The organism is Stenomitos rutilans, from assembly GCF_059505485.1.
On the sequence record NZ_JCACKR010000044.1, the window covers coordinates 25772 to 47287 of the forward strand.

The 21516-nt window shown below is 48.9% G+C and carries 15 protein-coding genes; 11 read left to right on the plus strand and 4 right to left on the minus strand.

Translation table 11 applies throughout. From position 1 onward, the window contains the following. Positions 1–186: 186 nt before the first annotated feature. A complete protein-coding gene (gene sodB, locus AC5JLP_RS07380; RefSeq protein ID WP_496067278.1) occupies positions 187–795 on the minus strand; it encodes a superoxide dismutase [Fe] in 609 nt (202 codons plus the stop codon). A 415-nt stretch (positions 796–1210) separates the two neighbouring features. On the opposite strand from sodB, the gene AC5JLP_RS07385 reads away from it, so the two are divergent. The 4 genes from AC5JLP_RS07385 to ilvB all read left to right on the plus strand — a co-directional run bounded on the left by AC5JLP_RS07385 (position 1211) and on the right by ilvB (position 7723). After that, a complete protein-coding gene (locus tag AC5JLP_RS07385) occupies positions 1211–2518 on the plus strand; it encodes a M16 family metallopeptidase (protein WP_496067279.1) in 1308 nt (435 codons plus the stop codon). Between the two features lie 136 nt (positions 2519–2654). Beyond that, a complete protein-coding gene (locus AC5JLP_RS07390) occupies positions 2655–3992 on the plus strand; it encodes a M16 family metallopeptidase (protein ID WP_496067280.1) in 1338 nt (445 codons plus the stop codon). A 350-nt stretch (positions 3993–4342) separates the two neighbouring features. Then, positions 4343–5440: a tetratricopeptide repeat protein gene (locus AC5JLP_RS07395; RefSeq protein WP_496067281.1), complete on the plus strand. Its 1098-nt coding sequence runs from the start codon at positions 4343–4345 to the stop codon at positions 5438–5440. A 447-nt stretch (positions 5441–5887) separates the two neighbouring features. Beyond that, positions 5888–7723 (plus strand): biosynthetic-type acetolactate synthase large subunit, encoded by a 1836-nt coding sequence (gene ilvB / locus AC5JLP_RS07400; protein WP_496067282.1) that lies wholly within the window; start codon positions 5888–5890, stop codon positions 7721–7723. Between the two features lie 141 nt (positions 7724–7864). Here ilvB and AC5JLP_RS07405 read toward each other — a convergent pair whose 3' ends face one another. After that, the gene (locus tag AC5JLP_RS07405; RefSeq protein WP_496067283.1) at positions 7865–8962 is read right to left on the minus strand and encodes a tetratricopeptide repeat protein; all 1098 of its coding nucleotides are present in this window, start codon (positions 8960–8962) and stop codon (positions 7865–7867) included. Between the two features lie 410 nt (positions 8963–9372). Between AC5JLP_RS07405 and AC5JLP_RS07410 the strand changes: the two genes are divergently transcribed. Then, the gene (locus AC5JLP_RS07410) at positions 9373–10071 is read left to right on the plus strand and encodes a pirin family protein (RefSeq protein WP_496067284.1); all 699 of its coding nucleotides are present in this window, start codon (positions 9373–9375) and stop codon (positions 10069–10071) included. A 233-nt stretch (positions 10072–10304) separates the two neighbouring features. Here the strand turns inward: AC5JLP_RS07410 and AC5JLP_RS07415 are convergent, their stop codons facing one another. Both AC5JLP_RS07415 and AC5JLP_RS07420 read right to left on the minus strand, forming a co-directional pair. Then, on the minus strand, positions 10305–10946 hold the full coding sequence (locus AC5JLP_RS07415; protein ID WP_496067285.1) for an adenylate/guanylate cyclase domain-containing protein: 642 nt from the start codon (positions 10944–10946) through the stop codon (positions 10305–10307). 175 nt (positions 10947–11121) lie between these two features. Continuing rightward, positions 11122–11790 carry a nitroreductase family protein gene (locus AC5JLP_RS07420; RefSeq protein WP_496067286.1) on the minus strand — a complete coding sequence of 223 codons (669 nt, stop codon included), beginning with the start codon at positions 11788–11790 and terminating at the stop codon, positions 11122–11124. A 211-nt stretch (positions 11791–12001) separates the two neighbouring features. Here AC5JLP_RS07420 and AC5JLP_RS07425 point away from each other — a divergent pair, with 211 nt between their 5' ends. From AC5JLP_RS07425 to AC5JLP_RS07450, 6 genes are all read left to right on the plus strand, one after another. Beyond that, a complete protein-coding gene (locus tag AC5JLP_RS07425; RefSeq protein WP_496067287.1) occupies positions 12002–12793 on the plus strand; it encodes a YdcF family protein in 792 nt (263 codons plus the stop codon). An 879-nt stretch (positions 12794–13672) separates the two neighbouring features. After that, entirely contained in the window at positions 13673–14902 is a 1230-nt protein-coding gene (locus AC5JLP_RS07430; RefSeq protein ID WP_496067288.1) for a response regulator, read from the plus strand. A gap of 29 nt (positions 14903–14931) precedes the next feature. Next, the gene (locus AC5JLP_RS07435; RefSeq protein WP_496067289.1) at positions 14932–15288 is read left to right on the plus strand and encodes a response regulator; all 357 of its coding nucleotides are present in this window, start codon (positions 14932–14934) and stop codon (positions 15286–15288) included. Positions 15289–15309: 21 nt separating this feature from the next. After that, positions 15310–15771, plus strand: coding sequence for a chemotaxis protein CheW (locus AC5JLP_RS07440; RefSeq protein ID WP_496067290.1), 462 nt, complete (start codon positions 15310–15312; stop codon positions 15769–15771). 72 nt (positions 15772–15843) lie between these two features. Beyond that, positions 15844–18705, plus strand: coding sequence for a HAMP domain-containing protein (locus tag AC5JLP_RS07445; protein ID WP_496067291.1), 2862 nt, complete (start codon positions 15844–15846; stop codon positions 18703–18705). Between the two features lie 108 nt (positions 18706–18813). Beyond that, positions 18814–21369, plus strand: a complete 2556-nt coding sequence (locus AC5JLP_RS07450; RefSeq protein WP_496067292.1) for a methyl-accepting chemotaxis protein — start codon at positions 18814–18816, stop codon at positions 21367–21369. Positions 21370–21516 lie beyond the last annotated feature (147 nt).

Below are 21516 nucleotides of genomic sequence, written 5' to 3' on the forward strand. Positions count from 1 at the left end.
AAAATGGTTGAACTTCAATGGTTGTTGCGATCGCTCAATAAAAAACAACCATACACATAGCATGGCTGTCTTCAAAACGCTGAAATCGATCGGACTAGTACACCTTGTCAGAAGTAACCTATCACTCTACAAAAGCTTAGAGGCAGAAAGAACAACGTTCTACCTTCTGCCGTCTGCCTTCCTGCACTAGTAAGCCGCTAAATTCTGCTCTGCAAAATCCCAGTTCACGAGGTTATCAAGGTAGTTCTTGATAAACGCAGGACGAGCATTGCGGTAGTCAATATAGTAAGCATGTTCCCATACATCGAGAGTCAACAGTGCTTTTTGACCATGAGCCAAGGGATTTTCGGCATTAGGTGTTTTGGTCACTTTCAGCGTGCCGTTGTCGTCGATCAGCCACGCCCAACCGCTACCAAATTGAGTGGTTGCAGCGTTCGTAAACTCTTCTTTAAACTTGTCAAAGCTGCCAAACGACGCATCGATTTGCTTGGCGAGTGTACCACTGGGTGAACCACCTCCATTCGGCGATAGGCTGCTCCAGAAGAAGGTGTGATTCCACACCTGAGCTGCGTTGTTAAAGATACCAACCTTGGAAGGATCTTTGAATGACGTTGTAATGACTTCTTCTAGTGATTTATCAGCTAGTTCAGGCGCTTTTTCTGCAATTAGCTTATTCAAGTTATCGACATATGCCTTGTGATGTTTACCGTAATGGTACTCAAAGGTTTCACCTTTCATACCATGCGATTCCAGGGCGTTGAAGTCGTAAGGAAGGGGGGACTGCTCAAATGCCATGTGTTCTTCTCTCTGTTTAATTTGCGTTTAAAGTCTAAAACCTGTCTACTGACGGTCTACCGCTGTAAGTTTGACAGGAACGATCGCTCTGCCTCTAAGGACTACAAAAGCCTGAAAGACGTATAGAAACAGAACTTGACGAGTAAATTCTATCGTAAAAGCACAGATTACATCAGTCTCTAACACTCCTTCTATAGGCAGAGTTTGCCTGTCTCATCTGCTGAAAGCAAAAGCAAATGTGATGAAAAGCTAACTTTCGGCTTTTTTAAAAAGTGATGTCAAGAACTGATGACCCTGATTTACAAGGATTACAGCTAATTAGTGCTAGCGAAGCGATCGTAAGACACGTATCGGTCGGGGCAAGGTTCTCTATAATTTTGGTAAAGGCAGAGACATTTCGTCCTGAACTGAACTATTGAGTCTACTTGATTTGCCTCCGGTTCTCAGTCCAACGCCGTTTCCAGCTCACGTGGTGACGCTATCTAATGGGTTAACGGTTATCCATCAATGCACACCTGGTACGCCCGTTGCTGCTGTTGACGTTTGGGTTAAGGCAGGTGCGATCGCCGAACCGGATGAATGGTCTGGCATGGCACATTTTCTGGAGCACATGATTTTTAAGGGCACTGAGCGGCTTGCTCCAGGTTCGTTTGATTTGGCGATCGAACGCCGTGGCGGCATCACGAACGCAGCCACAAGTCATGACTATGCGCATTACTTCATTACAACGGCAGCGCAACATCTAGAAGAAACCTTGCCTTACCTGTCCGAGTTGTTGCTGCATGCAGCGATTCCAGATGGCGAATTTGACCGAGAGCGTCAGGTTGTGCTGGAAGAAATCAATCAGTCTTACGACAACCCTGATTGGCTTGCGTTTCAGGCGCTCAACGAGATGGTGTATCAGCGCCATCCTTATGGCCGTCCCATCTTGGGCACTGAGGAAACGCTGATAGCTCGATCGCCCATCGAAATGCGGCAGTTTCATCGTGCTCATTACCAACCAGAGAATATGGCGGTGGTCATGGTGGGAGATCTTTCCCAAAGCGCCGCGATCGACCTAGTGAGCCAGACCTTTCACTCCTTTCCAGCACCGCTAGATTGCCCTCGCCTTATTGTAGAAGCAGAACCCCCCCTTACCGATATTCGTCGCCAGGAACTTTACTTGCCCCGGTTGGAGCAAGCCCGATTGCTGATGGCCTGGATTGGGCCGGGGGTTGATTCGCAATCACAAGCGCTTGATCAGCAACTGCAAGCGGCCTATGGGTTAGATCTGCTTTCGGTATTGCTTGCCGAAGGTCGTACATCCCGTCTGGTGTGGGAGCTTCGCGAAGAGCGCAATCTGGTGCAGGCGATCAGCAGCAGCTTTTCGCTACAGCGCGAGTCAGGATTATTTACCATCAGTGCATGGCTCGATCCAGAAAACCTGGAGCGCGTGGAGGCTATTATTTGCGATCGGCTCTCTCAGCTTGCAACGACCCCGATTTCGGACGCAGAACTTGCTCGTTGCAAACGTCTGCTCTGCAACGACTACGCGTTTTCTACTGAAACCCCCGGACAATTGGCTGGGCTCTACGGCTATTACAGCATTCTGGCTGAGCCTCACATTGCCACCACCTATCCACAGCGTCTCCGTGCTATTCGGGCGAGTGACCTTCAACGTCTTGCCAGCCGTTACCTTTCGCCCTATCACTATGCAGCAACCGTCGTTAGACCGTTGGCCTAGCGCTCAGCGATCGATTCGTTCTCACTTGCATGAGACACAACCTGAGCCTCACCGTGCAGCGATGCACTCGACACGGTACTGTGGTTTACGCATCTGGAAAGCTCATAGCTGATCGCTCTTCGCAAAGGATGATTTTGTGAATTTAGGCTTTAAACAATCACCTCAAACCCGCGCAGTACTCTCCAACGGCATCGTTGTTTTAGTGTGGGAAAACCCATCGGCTGACATCATTGCAACACGTATTTTTATTCGGGCTGGTAGCCAGTGGGAGACACCCCAAACGGCTGGGCTATCGCACTTGTTAGCGTCTGTTTTGACGAAGGGAACCGAGCAGCGATCGTCTCTACAAATCGCCGAACAGGTCGAATCTGTGGGTGCAAGCCTTGGCACTGATTCTGCGACAGATTACTTTCTTCTGAGCCTCAAAACGGTGTCTTCAGATTTTGCTGATCTGTTGCAGTTGGCTGGAGAATTGTTGCGATCGCCCAGTTTTCCGCAACATGAAATTGATTTGGAGCGCCGCCAAACCATCCAGGCCATTCGCTCCCAGCAAGAACAGCCGTTTTCGATCGCCTATGACCAGCTTCGGCAAATTGTGTATAGAGACCATCCCTATGCCCTTTCCGGGCTAGGCACCGAAGCCAGTGTGGCACAGCTTGACCGTGCTAATCTTCAACGCTACCACCAAACGCATTTTCGCCCAGACAACGTTGTCATCAGTCTTTCTGGTCGCATTGAGCCTGATGCCGCGATCGCGCTTGTAGAACGAGTCTTTGGTGACTGGCAAGCACCTACAACGCCATTATCCGTACTCAAGCTGCCTGTCATCACGGTGCGTCCCGTCAAAGCTGCGATCGCGCAGGAAACGCAGCAGTCGATCGTGATGTTAGGTTACTTAGCGCCCGCAGTCGTGCCTGAACCTCATCCCGCGTTACAAGAAGCAGAGTCGTGCTCTATGCCTCTTTCCCCCGCCCCTCACACACATGCCATGACAGACTATACGGCACTCAAATTGCTCAATAGCTACTTGGGAAATGGCCTGTCCAGTCGCCTGTTTGTCGAGTTGCGCGAAAAGCGCGGGTTAGCCTATGACGTTTCGGCGTTTTACCCGACTCGGCTGCATCCCGCACCGTTTGTCGTTTACATGGGCACAGCACCCGAAAATACCGCGATCGCGATCGCAGGGCTGAAGGCAGAAGTCGATCGACTGCGAACGCATCCCTTTAGCTCTGACACCTTGCAGGCCGCTAAAGACAAAATCTTGGGGCAGCAAGCCCTTGGGAAACAAACCAATGCGCAAATCGCTCAAACCTTTGGTTGGTACGAAACATTGGGGTTAGGCATTGATTTTGATGCTCAGTTTCAAGAGCAGCTAAGCGCTGTAACGCTTGAAGCCGTTCAATCTGCGGCTGATCGCTACCTCGTTGAACCGTACCTGTCTCTGGTTGGCCCAGCGGCAGTTGTTAAGAAATAAAACGCATCTACGCAATTCCGCGGAGAATCTCCTTCTTGTCCCCAGGAGAAGTTAGCAGATTTACGGAATCCGTCACAGCGCTAAAGCAGTAGGCTGTGTTATGGAAGGGTGAGATGCCACTGAACGCGAGGGTGCGTCTTGGTCAAGCGTGCAAACAAGATTAACCCTAAGCTGAATCAATCAGGCCGGACGAGACGCGATCGCCTGCGAAGAGATAAATCATGGTGATTTGAGCTGAATCACATGGTTTGGTCATTGCGGCTCGTTCAGAAGATCGTGCGCACAGTCTAAGCGTTCATTCCCCGTTCAACGCTTCAACCTATAAAACTGGTCACACTAAAAAACGAATTATGAATAGCGATCTTGCAGCGATAGATACCACGCCTGCATCTTCCCGCGAAACGGTGTTTCCCTCTGGGCACGAACCGCTTAAAGCTAGCCTACTCTCGCATGACAGCGAAACGCTGGTAGCAGATGCAACGCAGGCAATGTCAGAACGTCTCCTTCATGAGGGCTGCGAACACTACCACACCGGGCAATTTGAAGCGGCGCTTAAAGCCTTTCAACAAGCGTTTCTACTCTGCCGTGATTGTGGAAATATTCAGGGTCAAGAAAAAGCGCTGAGCGGTCTCGGCTTGACTCACTACAGCCTGAGAGATTACACAAGAGCCATTAAATACTCCAGGCAGGGCTTAGAAATTGCACAAACGCTTCAGGATCGTCGGGGTATTGTCAAAATTCTCAGCAACTTAGGCAACGCCTATCGTCACCTCAAGGAACAGACGAAGGCGATCGAGTGTCAGCAGCAAAGTCTAACGATCGCGCAGGAGATTGGCGATCGTCGGGGTGAAATGGCCGCGTTGAACAACCTGGGTTTAGCTCACAAGGCACTGGGTGATTATGAGGCAGCCATTCAGTGTGAAGAACAAAGCCTGGTGATTGCACGTGAACTGCAAGACGACCAGATCGAGGAGCAGATTCTTAAGAATCTGGGTAACGCTTGTTATGCCCTGGGTAATTACACTCGCGCGATCGAGTACTATCAGCAACGTCTGGTACTGGCACGAGAATTTCACGATCGCCGCATCGAAGGCCAAATTCTACGCAATTTAGGGAATGCCTGCTATGCGCTCGGTGATTACGATCGCGCGATTGAGTACAGTAAGCAATGGCTGAATGTAACCAGGGAAACGCACGATCGACGCGGGGAAGAACAGGCGCTAGGTAGCGTTGGTGTTGGTTACGATGCGCTCGGCAATTATGCTAGAGCGATCGACTACTACGAGCAACGGTTAGCGATCGCGCGCAAAATGAACGATCACCGCATTGCCGAACAGGTGCTAGGCAGCCTTCGTGTTGCCTATTATGCGCTTGGAGATTATGCCAAAGCCGCTGAGTGCACAGAACAGCGTCAGGCACTTTTGGAAGCCACCCTGCGCCGTCCCTAAACGCATAGAAAATGCATAGTCGAATGTCACTGAAATAAACTGCTGTCAAAGGCTGAAAGCGTTGATACTCTGTAGGGTGGGCATTGCCCACCTTACTCAAGTCAGTGCCATTCTGTAAGAACGTTACATAATAGTGCCATTTCCCTTTCATTGGACTACAGATCAAAAACCTTTAAGAGTGATGGAACAGAGCTTCTGTAACTCAAAACTCAAAACTGGTATAACGTCCTGGTCTTTAAGTTTTATTGCAGTCGCATTGCATGTCAGAAGTTACTGACATCTGCAAGTCCGCCAATCAGCCTCATCCTTCGTTAGAATCGGCATTACAAGGATCGGCGTTTGAAGATGCAATGGCTCGACAGGGATCACGATCCGCACTAGACTTATGTTCTAGCAGCTAATGCATCATCTGATACAAATTTATCTACAGGTTGGCGAGGTCTTCTAGTGCAACTGCAACGTGTGGCTGTAAAACGAGTAACTGGCGCGTTCGCATTGATTGACAGTCTCAAGCGTCATGGCGTCAAACATATCTTTGGCTATCCTGGCGGTGCGATTCTGCCAATCTATGACGAAGTTTACCGGGCGCAGGCTGAGGGTGGGTTTCAGCACATTTTGGTGCGGCATGAACAGGGTGCTGCACATGCGGCTGATGGTTATGCTCGCGCCACAGGGCAGGTTGGCGTTTGCTTTGCTACGTCTGGCCCTGGTGCAACCAACCTTGTCACGGGCATTGCGACCGCTCATATGGATTCGATTCCGCTGGTTGTCATTACGGGGCAGGTGCCCAGCCACGCGATTGGTAGTGATGCGTTTCAAGAAACCGATATTTTCGGTATTACCCTGCCGATCGTCAAGCATTCCTACGTGGTACGTGACCCGCGAGACATGGCGCGGATTGTTGCCGAAGCATTCTACATCGCTACAACGGGTCGTCCTGGTCCAGTTTTGATTGATGTCCCTAAAGACATTGCACAACAAGCGTTTGACTATTTACCAGTGACGGTAGAGGACATCAAGCTACCGGGTTACCGTCCCACCGTTAAGGGAAATCCGCGTCAGATTGCTCACGCTCTGAAGCTGATTCGGCAGGCAAAGCAGCCGCTGCTCTATGTCGGGGGTGGCGCGATCGCTTCCAACGCTCATGCTGAAATTAAAACGTTAGCTGAACGCTTTAATATCCCCGTCACCACGACCCTGATGGGCATTGGTGCCTTTGATGAACACCATACTCTTTCGGTCGGTATGCTGGGGATGCACGGTACAGCCTATGCCAATTTTGCCGTTACTGAATGCGATCTGTTAATTGCCTTGGGCGCACGTTTTGACGATCGTGTCGCTGGTAAGCTGGATGAATTTGCGTCACATGCCAAGGTCATTCATATTGATATTGACCCCGCAGAAGTGGGTAAAAATCGCGCCCCTGAAGTGCCGATCGTGGGTGATGTCCGTCATGTACTGACAGAACTGTTGCGCCGTAGTGATGATGACGGCGATGTGCGCGACCCACAGCATAACCAGGCATGGCTGAACCGGGTTGCCCGTTGGCAAGAAGATTATCCCTTGGAAGTGCCTCGCTATGCCGACAGCCTTTCTCCTCAAGAAGTCATTGTTGAGCTGGGTATTCAGGCCCCAAACGCTTACTACACAACGGATGTAGGACAACATCAAATGTGGGCAGCGCAGTTCCTCAAGAATGGGCCACGTCGCTGGATTTCGAGCGCTGGATTGGGCACTATGGGCTTCGGGATGCCTGCGGCAATGGGTGCAAAGGTCGCTTTACCGGATGATGATGTCATCTGTATTAGCGGCGATGCCAGCATCCAGATGAACATTCAAGAATTAGGCACGTTGGCGCAGTATGGCATCAATGTAAAGACGGTCATCATCAACAATGGCTGGCAAGGTATGGTGCGTCAGTGGCAGCAGGCGTTCTATGACGAACGCTACTCAAACTCCAATATGGAAGTGGGCATGCCAAATTTTGTGAAGCTGGCGGAAGCGTTTGGCATCAAAGGTATGACTATCAGTACGCGCGATGAGTTGAAGAGTGCGATCGCTCAAATGCTCACCCATGACGGCCCCGTCCTGCTCGATGCCCGTGTGCGTCGCGATGAGAACTGCTACCCTATGATTCCACCTGGCAAGAGCAATGCTCAGATGGTAGGCTTGCCTGAACGCAAAACGTTAGATAAAGCGGCTGAATTGATTTACTGTAGCGGCTGTGGAGCAAAAAACATTACCAATAACAACTTTTGCCCGGAGTGTGGCACGAAGTTGTAACCAATGTTTTTTACCCATTTAATTTACAGTCTTGCGAAACCTTTTGTAGGGACGTTGCACTAACGTCCCTACTCTGCTGTGGAATTTACTGATAGCAGTTGCTGCAAAGGTATCAGACGAAAAAGCGACACGCGATCGAGCTTAGTCAATACCCACCGTTTTGGATGCTGCAAGGCGATAGGTGGCTCGCACTTTGGGACCAAAGACGATGACATCTTCTGGCTTTAACTCCCATACCCGATACTTTTGGCCGTTAATCAACAGTCCGTTTGTGCTTGCCTTGCCATCCAGATCGCCATCCGTAATCTGGTAAGTATAACTGCCATCACCTTTAAAGATTTTGGTGATCACCGCGTGTTGGCGAGACGCAAACTGAGAATGCAGGCAAATATCGCTTTTAGGATCTCGACCAAGCCGATACTGATCACGCTCTAAAATCATATCTCGCTTCCCGTGGTCATCCTCAATCACCAAAAAGGGTCTGCCTTGAGAGCGCGCAAAACTGTCTTCATCCGCATCAAGCTCTGATGCAAACATTGAATGGCTGTCGAGATCGCCTTCCACAAAGGTTTGTGGATCGCTAAACCCTGCACCGTACCAGGCCGGATTGGTGGTTGGTGGACGATAGTTCAACCCTGAGCGCTCGGAGGCAAGATGGCGTGCCTGCCAGGAGAGTTCATCATCGGGTTTAAGCGTGAGGGCACGATCGTAACTGGCGATCGCCTCGGTATAGCGGTGCAATTCAACCAGTGCATTACCACGATTGCGCCACGCTACATGGTTTTCGGGGTTGATATGCAAGACGCGATCGTAGCTGGCGATCGCATCTGTAGGAAGGCTCAAGCCATATAGCAAGGCATTCCCGCGATTATGCCAGGTAGACTCATGGCTTGCATTGATTTGCAGAACCCGTTCATAGCTATCAATAGCTTCTGTGTAGTTGCCGAGACCATACTGCAAAGCATTGCCGCGATCATGCCAGATCTGCACCGATGCATCCCCTTTGGGGCGCAAACTGATCGCACGATCGTAACTAGCAATTGCGTCGTTGTAAAGTCCACACTTTTCAAGGGCTAAGCCGCGTTCATACCAAGCCTCGTAAAAATCGGCTCGGACACCAATGACGCGATCGTAATAAGCCACAGCTCGCTCATACGTTTCAGCCGCAGCTGCAGCCAACCCCTGCCGAAACCAGACAAGAGCGTCGCCGCTGAGTTGGAGTTGACCTGTATCAAGCATGGCTCATTGTCCTGAAAATCAGTACCTATCCAAACAAGCAGGGAGCCTGACGAAATTGTGACTGTGAAGGTGCTTCTGACAGCAAACCGAACTTGATGACTGATTCTACCGTGCTAGTAATCCGTAGATCCTACTAGCCTTTTCTAACGCTAGCGTAAAACGCCAAAACTTCTCACACTTCTTTGCAAAAAAGCAAAATATCACGAAATCGAGGGATGGTAAAGCAATGATAGTTAGGTGTACTGGCGGGGTGTGGGATGAAAGATGTGGAATAGAGAGTAACTTAACTTGGGCTACTGATCGTTAACCATTCACTACTAACCCTAAAGTTTGCATATAGACTTTTAGCGTGCTATTCTATTCGTATACGAAGTGTATGATCTAGTATATTTTTACCGGAGAAGACGCAAATGCTAACAGTTCGCAAGGCCGAAGACCGAGGACATGCTAATCACGGTTGGCTGAACTCCTATCATTCCTTTTCGTTTGCTAATTACTATGATCCGCAGCATATGGGCTTTCGTAGTCTACGCGTGATTAATGAAGATACGATCGCCGCAGGTGAAGGGTTTCCGACTCACCCCCATCGAGATATGGAGATTATCACCTACGTCGTTTCGGGTGCGGTTGCCCACAAGGACAGTATTGGCAACACCGAGACGATCGGAGCAGGTGGTATCCAACGCTTTTCGGCAGGCACTGGGATTGCTCACAGCGAGTTCAACCCCTCTCACGCAGAGCCGCTGCATTTGTTACAGATCTGGATTTTGCCAGAGCAGCAAGGCATCACACCAAGCTATGAACAAAAAGAGTTTCCAGCCGAAACAAAGCGAGGTCAATGGCGATCTCTGGCAAACCGCGAGGCAACGGAGGGTGCTGCCAAACTACATCAAGATGCAGCTTTGTACGCCACCATTTTGGAACCGGGTGAACGGCTAACCTATACTCTCAAGGCCGATCGTCACGCCTGGGTGCAAGTTGTGCAAGGTACAGTAACCCTCAATGGAACGGTGCTTGACAAGGGTGATGCCGCTGCGATCAGTCAAGAAGCGGAGTTGGCGTTTGAAGCTAGCACCGATGCCGAAATCCTGCTTTTTGACTTGGCGTAGTGAATGTAGCGTTAAGACGCGACTGAAGGTAGATGTTACTCAGTCGCGTCTTTTTCTATGCAGACTGCTTCTACAACGCTCGATGATGACGCTTAAGGCCATTTCCAGAAGAATTTATACCCATAAATTGTAGGGTAATATCTTTCTCAGAAATCTCTTAAGGCCAGGATAGGGAAGGGATAGGTGGAGGCGTCAACGAGTCGTTTAGCACAGACACTCATCCACCCATTCGCTTAAAATTGACAATCTACTAGCCTTGTCGCTGCTGGTGCTTTGAGCTTGTGAGCAATGAGGTCTAACCCAGAGATCGAAAGGTCAAGACGCTCCCATATCTCTAGATGGGCTTTAAGTTGACTGAAGGCCGCTTCGGTGAGCAACACTTCGCCCCGTCGAGCGAGATCTTCGCCCAATTTGCACGCCAGGTTCATTTCGCTGCCGTAGAGGTCATTTTCACCCACGAGCAGCGTTTTACCGTAGCCGATGCCAATGCAGGCATAGAGATCTTGTTCGTCGGGTAGTCCTGTATTGACGGCAGCAAAGCTTTTCAAGATGTCAACAGCACTGCCGATCGCCGCTTCTACAGTTGGGAAGACCGCAAACAAATTGTCTGCTTCTTGCTTCACAATCCGACCGTGGTGAAACTGCACCAGTGGAGTGGCGATCGCGGCCATCCGATGCACCATAGCCAAAAAATGGATGATGCCGTAGCGCAGGGTCAACCGCGAAAACCCGGCCATATCCAGCACAAAGATGGCGCAATCTTGCTCGAAACTAGCGCGGATTTGGGCATCGATCGTGGCCGATCGCTCTGGGTATTCGTTGCGCTCTTGTAGCAGTCGGGTGAGTTCAGTGCGGGTATTTTTAGCGTCAAGCATGGGAGAAAAATAAGAGGCAGAAGGCAAAAGGCAAGAGATAGAAGGCTAGCTCCTCACTTTCTCAGTGTTGCTGGTGGCAGATTGGCAAGGAGCCTGAATGCTTGAGCGAGCATTTCGGTTCACCTGACTTCTACCTTCTCACGTTGCCTTTGTTTATCCTCCTAGCGTTCCCGTTCTATAACCGGAACAAGCCACCATAAGTTTCGCCAAAACAAACCTCTTCGATGCTAAACCGACCGCCGAAATGCTTAGTTGGCTCGTCAGCGTAGCCAAGACAGAGAATGCAGCAGACATCAATAGTCTCAGGAATGTTAAAAGCGGCTTTGACCTCTGCACTCACAAAACCTTCCATTGGGCAGCTATCGACGCCAAAGCTTTTTGCCACAATCATCAGGTGGGCAACTGCAAGCATGGTGTGTCGATTTGTCCAAGTTTCCAAAGATTCAAAGCTGGGATGATGTTCAAAGAAAGGCGGGATTTGCGATCGCATGTAGCTAGCAAACTGCTCGGTCATGGCTTTATGCGCTTCACCCAGCTTGATGACGGCTTCAATGTTCTCGGCACTGCTGGCGGCACGATCACCGCAACAAACTAAGACAACAGGAGCCTGGGCGATTTGAGCTTGATCGAACGCACAGCCTTTCAGCGTGTCTTTGCTTTGCTGCTGCCTTAAAACGATGAAGCGCCACGGCTGTAAGTTGTAGCCAGAGGGCGATCGCAACCCTAGATGCAAAATTTCTTCGAGAATGACGTCTGGAATGGGATCGCGGCGAAACGCACGGGCAGCACGACGCTGTTCGATCGAATCCTTTAAACCCGTCGTAGGCTGTAAATCAATGGTCATGTCAATCCTTTCACACTACCGTCTGTCCATTAAACCTGCAATTACGGACTTTAGATGATCAGAGCTATCTAGTTCTTGATGGCTTAGCATCTGAGCTTTCGTCCAATCGTTTATCGTCCAAATTTGCTGGCATTTTCGTCAACACTCTGAAGGCTGACATGCTATGTTCGCACCGCTACCATGAATCGACGATCAAAAGAGAGTCTGCCCGATGTTTTTATATTTATCGAAGCTACTGCCACTGTTTGTTTACCCACTGGGACTGACCTGTATGCTGCTACTCGTCTCCCTAGTGTTGCTTTGGCGGCGATCGCGGTGGACGGCATTTCCGATCGTGCTATCTCTACTGTTACTGCTGGGCGGTGGCAATGGCTGGGTTGGTGCATGGTTAGTACGCTCCTTAGAGTTGCAACAGTTGCCACCAACCATCACCCCCCAAGCAGACGCGATCGTGATCTTGGGTGGCTGTACCAAACCAGCGTTTCCCCCACGACCGTGGGTGGAGGTCAGCGAGGAGGGCGATCGCGTCCTCTATGGAGCTAAGCTGTATCGTGAAGGCAAAGCGCCCCGTGTCATTCTCAGTGGTGGTCGCATTGACTGGAAAGGTGGTGGGCCTTCTGAGTCTGACGACATGACGCAACTCATCGAAACAATGGGCGTGCCAAAAGCCGCGATTTTACAAGACCCAACCTCACTTAACACCTACGAAAATGCGGTTAACGTCAAGCAGATCATGGCGGCGCAAGGCATTCGTCGCATTTTACTGGTGACATCTGCCATGCACATGCCTCGATCACTGCTGATTTTTAAGCATTTGGGCATTAATGCGATCGCGGCTCCAACCGACTTCAACACGACCGATCGTGATTGGCAGGAGATTCAAGGCAGCACCGAAGCCGTTATATTGAATGCTTTGCCTGAAGCTGATCGCTTACAACGTACCACAAGGGCCTTGAAAGAATATTTGGGTCTAGTCGTTTATCGCTTAAAAGGGTGGCTGTAACCATTGCACGCTTGTTTCAGAACTGGGTCGGTTCGCGTTTTGAAGACGGATACAGGGTGGAGGGTGTGGTGCATTCAAATGAAACCGATTGTAAAAGCCGCTTACGTTTCAAAGCTAAATTTATGAAGCGAGCGTGCTTATTAAAGATCGTATAAAGCTAGCCCAATAGTCTGGTAGATCATTATTCTATCGTTGTAACGTAAAACGAGGGTTTGTAACACGAGTCTTACGTTAGGCAAGGCAACTACCACCATTGCTGGACGCGTGCATCACCACGAATCATGGCATGCAACACTTTGTAAGCAATACTGAAGCGTTGTTCACATGATTTGTCTTACCTGAGTGACACGGGCTTCATTCTCCACCGCCAAATTGGGAATGTGCTGTGTACCAATGGTTCAAAAGGTTTAGCATCTCAAAGTCATAGAATTTACTTTCTCACTGTGTTTTTACTTGGCACGATCGCTTGGAGCATGATGAGAAAGCTTGTTTGAGCTGAGTTTTATCACTCATTATCAAACCAAGAGACTTGCTGAGAAATAACCTCCCACTGCTCATCTGCCCATCCACTTGTTCACTCCCTTCAACCTGGGATTTTATTTGTTACCAGTTTCCCAACTACCTACTTCTCATTGATTGAGATTGACTAGCTTCGTAAAAGCCAAGCATTTTGTACCGCTTAATTTTGAGCGGCAATTCTACTATGGTCTTCTAAATACTGCTATAAAATAGCATCAGGAAACCGTAATTTATCGCTATACAAGAATCTCAATTAAGTGAATCTAAAGCATGAACGCCTTAAATGTTTAGCTTTAGCACTATTGTGCAACCTCTCTTTTCAGGTAGTCTTTAAACCACCTTGTATTGGTTTCTTTTCCGATGAAAATATCAGAGCCTTACAGTTTTCAGTTTTATGCCTACGAGCTACCTCGAAAATTTAGCCAGATCCTTCAAGAATCAAAAACAGGATATTGGCGGTTTGAGTTTTCCGAGCTGGCTGGAAGCAAAGCAGGCAGCCGATGGTATCTTGGTCTATCTCAAGGGAAAATAGTTTTTTCAGGAAATCAACCGTGCTGCTGGAGCACTCTTTTTGAAACATTGCAACGTTACATCATTCGCTTACGCGACGATGATGCTAAACAAGAAATTTTGAGAGTAGAAGAGCAGCTTACCTTTGCTCAGACAGCCAGCCAGGCAGCAGCTCTTTTGACTTTATTAACCGGATTGAATGAGTTAAATGTCCTCACAATAGAGGAAATTCGAGAATCATTACGATTGAAAGCACTCTCTGACTTTGATATGTATTTCTTCAAATACGCAGGGCGTGCGCATTTTCTACCATACTCTCAAATGGAGTCACAGTTACCCTTTTTAGGTTTTGATATAGAAGTTTTTCTATCTCAAGCAAACGAACGGCGGCTTTTATGGCAAACCCTGAAGACGGTGATTCCATCAATGGAAATGGTGCCTACACTTAATCATAGATCTGTTAAAGCATCAACTCTCAGTGGAGCACAAAGGCAACAACTAGAATCATTAGTTTCTAATGGTAGAACACTAGATGAGATTGCAGACTTCTTAGCTCAAGATGCTTTAGATATTGCTAGATTATTTGCCAAACTAATTAGCGATAACTTAGTCACTCTCCGTGCGTCGTCCATGACTGAGACCACAGAAGTCTTTGTTGTTGATGATTCAAAAATATTACTGAAGCAATTTGAAAGTCTGGTCGCAAGCTGGGGCTACTGCGTGCGATCGTTCAGTGAGCCACCACTTGCTTTACAGGCACTCGTTGATGCCAACCCTGCTGTCATTTTTCTTGATATCAATATGCCAAACGTGACGGGTTTTGACCTGGTTAAACAAATTCGTCGCCTACCCGGTCTGGAGGAGGTACCTATCATTATGTTAACAGCTGAAAAGTCACTCTCAAATAATTGGCGCGCGCGGTGGAGTGGTTGTCAGTTTATGAGCAAACCACTCGCCTCTAGTGAAATACCAACCTTTCGCTTGGAGTTGCGAGCACTCCTGAACGAGTTGGCTCCTTTACATCAACCCGCTCAACCCATGAGACAGCGAGCAAAGCTTCAAATGGAAACTAGCTATTAGCAATTCATCGACCATTTAGAGGAAAATATATGCGGTTTTTGATCATTGATGATAGTGCTGTCGATCGCCATTTTTTGACAACGCTACTAGAAACGATGGGGCATGAAGTTGAAGCATACGATACAACAGAAGGTGTTGTAGAAAAGTTGGCAACTGGCAGATACGGCTCTGTTTTTCTAGACATCGTGATGCCTGAGAAAGATGGCTATAAATTTCTACGAGAAGTCCGGCTCAATCAACGTACAGTCAATCAGCACGTTATTTTTTATTCCAGCAAGTCAACGCCTGTAGAGATTGCTTATGGTCTCAAACGTGCTGGAGCTAACGCCTACTTGGCAAAGCCAACTACACGTGAACAGCTTGAACGCACCTTGCACAAAATTTAGTGTTTATGAGTTTTCGATAGCATGGATACCAATATAACTGCAAGTACTTCTGGCAATACTGAAGCGATCGAACACTCCCTTCAATCCCTGCAGGAACGCTACATGCTGACGCAAGTGGGACAACAACAACTCGTGTTTCCCACACGCTGGGTCGGAGAAATTATGCTCGTTGAGCGATCGCAGATTTTAAAACTCCCCTTTTATGATCGGTCATTACTGGGTCTAATGCACCACGGTGGCACAATTGTGCCACTGCTTGATGCCCATCCCCTGATACTAGAAACACTAGGTCAGGATGCGCGATCAAGAACTTTGAAAGAATCTCTTACAGTTGTGCGCCTGCGTTCAACTATAGATGGCTTAGCTGGGGTTGGCATTGTGGTTGACCGGGTGATTGGCAGCGTTTCAAGCGAACAGATCACTGAATTGCGTCTCTTTCAACGTTCAGATATACCCAACCACCTTTGGCAACCACGTTGGTGAGAAGGCCGTGATTCAGCAGTAGGAAAAAATGCGATCGCACCGGAATTGATCACCGTAGAACGAAGGAATTTTATGTCATCAAATTTCATTCCATCATCAGTTCATGCGCGTACAAAAGAGGTCAACATAAACGTGAATGCTAAGGCTCAAAAGAATCGGTTAGTTTTCTGGACAGGCTTAAGCTTGCGACTCAAAGCCACGCTTCTAGCAGTTGCAATTAGCACGATTCCTATCGTTGTTGTAGGAGCCACTGCTTACATTCAGTTAAAGGAGTCAAACCGACACAGTGTCGAAAAAAATGAGCAGCGTCTTACGAGTGAAGTCCAAAACCACCTGAACCAATACATGTGGGAGCGGTATGGCGACATTCAAATCATGTCGAGTCTGGATATCTTGACGGATTCTAAACTTCGACAGGCAACGACAACAGCAGAAAAAGCCGCTACGCTCGATCGATTTATTCAAGCGTATCCAATCTACAACAGCATTGCTGCCTTTGACCTGAAGGGCGACCCGATCGCTCAAACCAAAGGGCCAACGCTACCAAATCATAGCGATCGTGCCTATATCAAAGAGGCATTGCGAACCAAAAGCCCTATTTTAAGCCAGCCTACGATATCCGCTAGTTCGGGAATCTTTAGCGTTTACGCAGCGGCTCCCCTGAGAGATAAGGACACAGGTGAAATCATAGGCACCATCCGTGCTCGCATACCCGTCGCTAAATTAAGTGATTTGATTCAGGCCTTGCAACCGCAGGAGGGCAGCGCGTATTACCTCATTAACGCCTCTGGGGAGGTGTTCTATGGTCCTGAAGGGGTTTATGTCAACAAGGTTACGTCGAGTGGCGGCGATGCCACCACGGATAATAAAGCCTTTAAAGAAAAGCGCATTGAAGAAATTTTTCCAGCAATTGTGACGCTCAGAGCGGCTCAGAAACCTGGCAGTCTCTTTACCGTTAATCCAAGCACCCACGTGGGGCAGTTTGTGACCTATATTCCTCCCACAACATTGAAAGGGTTGCCCGCTCTCAACTGGAGTGTCCTTCTATCCACTGATCCAGAGATTGTCTTTGCGGCGCAAAAGCAACAGTTACAGATTCTTTTGGTTGGGCTTGGGTTGACATTACTGATCGTGATTGCTGCATCAATTTACTTAATCAATCGAGGGCTTCGACCTGTCCTGCAATCGGCTCAAGTCGTTGCAAAAATCGGTCAGGGACATCTAGAGGCGCGCATCCCTATCAAAGGTGGGGACGAACTAGCAGTGCTGGGTTCCAATATTAATCAGATGGCGGATCAAATCCAGGACTTGCTGCACACGATGCAGCAAAATACAGAGCAACTTAAGGAGCAGAATGATGTGCTATCGGCGTTGGCTCGACATGAAGCTTTAGTGCAGGGCAATGTACAAGCAGCAACCCGTAGCTTTAGTGAGGCGATCGCCAAAACATTGAAGTTGGAACGAGCCAGTATTTGGCTTTATAGCGCCAATCGAAGCTCTCTCACCTGTCTCGATCGCTATGACCGAAGCTTGCAACAACACTCTGATGGCGATTCGATCCAAGCTCTTGAAATTCTGGCTTACTTTGAGCCTCTGGAAATTGAGCCATTCCTTACTGTGAGCAACGTTCGCACTACCTCCGCGCTTCACCAACTGCTGACCGAAGGGGTGCTGTCACCTGGCACACGAGCGCTGTTGTATGTGCCCATTCAAATTGCGAATCGAACCGTGGGATTCATTCAATGTGAACATGCAGAGGCGTCTCACACCTGGCAGGCTGACGAGAAAACCTTTGTCGCTGGTGTTGCCAACCTGGTTTCCATCGTGCTCGAAAGTGAATTTTTGCAGCAGGAAGTGAGTCATTTGTTGGATGTGGTTTCGGATGTGGAGGAAGGGGATTTAACCACTCAGGCGAAAGTCAGCGATCGAGCCACTGGCCTAGTGGCCGATACCTTCAATCGGTTGATTGAACGCTTTGCTTACGTCTTAAATCAGGTGTTAGTGGCGGCTCATCAGGTATCGGAATCTGCTAATCAACAAAAAGCACTGGTTGAAACCGTTGCAACGAATGCCGATCAGCAGGCGCAAGCTGTCAACCAGGTGTTGAACCTGACCGAACAAGTGGAACACGCAGCGCAAGGGTCGGCGGAACGGGTCAAGGTATCAAATGAATCACTGCAAACGGTGTCCAGTACGTTAGTGCTGGGGCAAGAGGCGATCGATGCGTTAACTCAGGGCATCGCGGTTCTACAAGAAGGAACTAATCGGATTGTGCAGCGGATGAAGACGCTTGGTGAATTTGTGGGCTTAGCCGATCAATTTGTGCAAAATCAGAGCCAGATTGCGTTTGTCACGCAGACTCTGTCACTCAATGCCTCGCTGGTGGCAGCAAGAGCGTCAGAACAGCGCGATCCCAGACAATTTGTGGTCGTTGCTCGTGAATTTGATTCCATTGCTGATCAGGTTAATAAACTAGCGCAGCAAACGAGTGAAGGTCTGACGAGCCTGGAGCAACGGAGTACCCAAATTCACAATGCGGTCTCGGCAGTCGATGGAGATGTGCAAAGTATGGGCGAACTGGTGCGGCAATTTACGACTGGTGTTGAACAGTCAAAGCACGTCTTTCAAACGGTGCAAAGCATCACGGGTGAGGCTGTACAGGCGGGTGAAGCCGTGAACCAATTCAGTCAACAGATTATGGAAGCGGCACAGTCAACGGCACATGTGATGCGAGACATTACTGGATTAGCCAACAAAACTGCTGCATTGACGCAGGTGGCCCGCGAACGATCGGATCACATGGATGCACTCGCCGCACAACTGCTGCAAACAGTGCAGTTCTTCCAGTTGCCTGTTGACCCCATGCAAAACGGGCAGCCTGCTATGACAGACATGGCTGTGACCGTTTCTGCCGAGACGGTTGCTTCTAATTAGTGCTTCTTCATACGGTACTTCAAGCCTGTTGCGTCTAGCCTCACTCGCTTTCTGCCCAAGGCATTGACTTCTGATACAAACCCGTGTCACTTACCTCAGAACTTTCCTATGACGACCCTTCAATCAGAATCAACGGCTGGTTCCCAATCATCTGCAACGTCTCTCCTATCAACATCAATACACGTGCCAGCGATCGTGCCGACGCCTTCTAAAGCTCCAGTTTTAGGTCTGCGAGACACCACCAGCATTCGCGTTCTGATTGTAGCTGCCTTTGTTGTGCCGATCGTCAGCGCAGTTGGCCTCACTGGCTGGCTATCAATTCGCAATGGACAACAGGCGGTTAGCGAACTAGCTGGACGGTTGCAAACCGAAGCTAGCAAGCGCGTTTCGGTTCACCTTGATTCGTATTTAAGTGTGCCGCATCAAGTCAACCAGATCAACATAGACGCGGTTGAGTTGGGCATGGTGAATTTGCAAGACTTCAACAAGCTAGGGAAATACTTCTGGAGACAAATGAAAGTCTTCAATATCGGTTACAGCAACTTTGCCAATAAAGACGGTGAATTTATTGGCGTTGAGCGGTTAGATAATGGCAATTTGCTGATTAATGAAGTTTCTCAATCCTCAACTGAGGGCAAGCTTCATGTTTACCAAACCGATCAAAAGGGCGATCGCACTAAGTTAGACTCCGTGAAAACCTATGATCCGCGAGAAGAAGCCTGGTATGCCGATGCAGCAAGGGTTGGGCATCCACTGTGGACCCAGATTTATCAGTGGGAAGACAAACCCGAAATTATGTCGATCTCATCCAGTTTTCCGGTTTATGCCACTGGCGGAAAATTTGTTGGTGTGATTGGGATTGACTTAATCCTCACGCAAATCAGCAGTTTTCTCAACACGTTGAATGTGAGTCCGTCTGCCAAAGTGTTCATTGTTGAGCAAAACGGTCTCATCGTGGCAAATTCAGGCAAAGAGCCAGCGTACAAAGTCGTACAGGGTAAACCAGAACGAGTACCCGCCGAAAAAAGCACTGATCCACTCGTCAGTGCTACCGCTCAATATCTAAGCACCTCGTTTGGCACCCCCGGAAATATTAGAAATAGCCAACTTACCAGTTTTAATTTCAACGGAGAACGGTATTTTGTGCAGGTAACGCCCTGGAAAGATCAATGGGGTTTGAACTGGCGGATTGTAGTTGTGACCGCGGAATCCGACTTTATGGCGCAGATCAATGCCAACACGCGTAACACGATCGCGCTGTGTGGTGTTGCATTAGTGCTTTCTACGCTTCTGGGTCTCATGGCCTCTCGTCGATTGACAAACCCCCTGGTGCGCTTAAGTCAGGCTTCGCAAGCGATCGCTAGCGGCGATCTTGATCAAAGCGTAGCGGTAGAGGGTTTTGGTGAGTTGCGCGTGCTGTCACGATCGTTCAATCAAATGGCGATCCAGTTGCGCGAGTCGTTTACTGAATTGGAAACGGTTAACAAAGAGCTAGAGCAACGGGTGGCAGAACGAACTGCAATGCTGCATGAGGAAAGTCAGGCGCTACAGCAGGAGGTTGGGCACCTACTCGATGTCGTTTCTGCGGTGGAAGACGGTGATTTGACCATCGAAGCTGAAGTTAGCCCACGGGTAACAGGATTGGTGGGCGATACCTTGAACCGTCTCATTATGCGATTAGGGCAGGTGATGGCGGAGGTGCTGGATGCTGCTGAACGAGTGACACATGGAACAACATACTTAGAACGGTTGGCTGTATCGGTAGCCGCTAACGTGCAACAGCAATTTCAATCAGTCGCTCAGGTGCAAACGTTGATGGAAGAGGTGAACAACCAGGCTCAAGAGGCTGCCTTGCAAGCGATCGACACCGGAGATGCTGTTCAACTCACTCAAGCTGCCATTGCCGACGGGCAATACGAAATTACAGCGATGACCCAGGGTATTCAAGGCTTACAGCAAGAGACGGAGCAAATCGTCAAACGAACTCAAACGCTGACTAACTATGTGGAGTTGGCAACACAGTTTGTGAAAGATCAGAAACGCATTGCCGCGATGACCCGTATTCTTGCGGTCAATGCATCGATGTTGTCCAACCGGGCGACCGTGCAGCAAGATCCCGAACAGATGGCAGTCATCACTCATGAATTTGAGACGATCGCCGTGCAGGTGAATCAACTCGCCGCTCAAACAAATCAGAGCTTGATTGCGCTCCAGCAACGGACGGAGCAAATTCAAACCGTTGTGTCTGGGCTTAATTATGATGTGCAAGGTATTAGTCAACAGGTGAACCATTTTACTGTTGGTGTAGAACAATCGCAGCAGGCGTTCAATACCATCCGAGTAGTGAGTGAACGTGTGGCGCAAATGGGTCAGCAAGTAACGCAATCCAGCCAAACGATCGCGGATGCCGCTCAAACCACGTTGCAATCGGTGCGTGATATTGCCAATAGTTCTGCTGAAACGTTGCAGCGAGCCGATGTCACTAAAGAACAGGCAGAGCAAATGGAGCAGTTAGCGCAGTCGTTACTCCACAGTGTGGAATTTTTTCAATTGCGTCCAGACCAGTTAGCCTCACCACCGCCTGAGTCGCTGCGGATGCTTACACCTGCTGATCCCTCGGCTCAAAATGGTGCAGCTATTTCTGTAACACCCAACGCCGTATAGTCTCTACCAAACATCTGGTTGACAGTTAAACGCTTCACTCAATGCAGCAGTTTGCCGCTCCATAACGTGCATCACTTCAAGCAAAATCGCTTTTCTTTAGTTCTTTGCACTACTGACTGCTGACGCTCTCTGAATCTTTTTTTAATG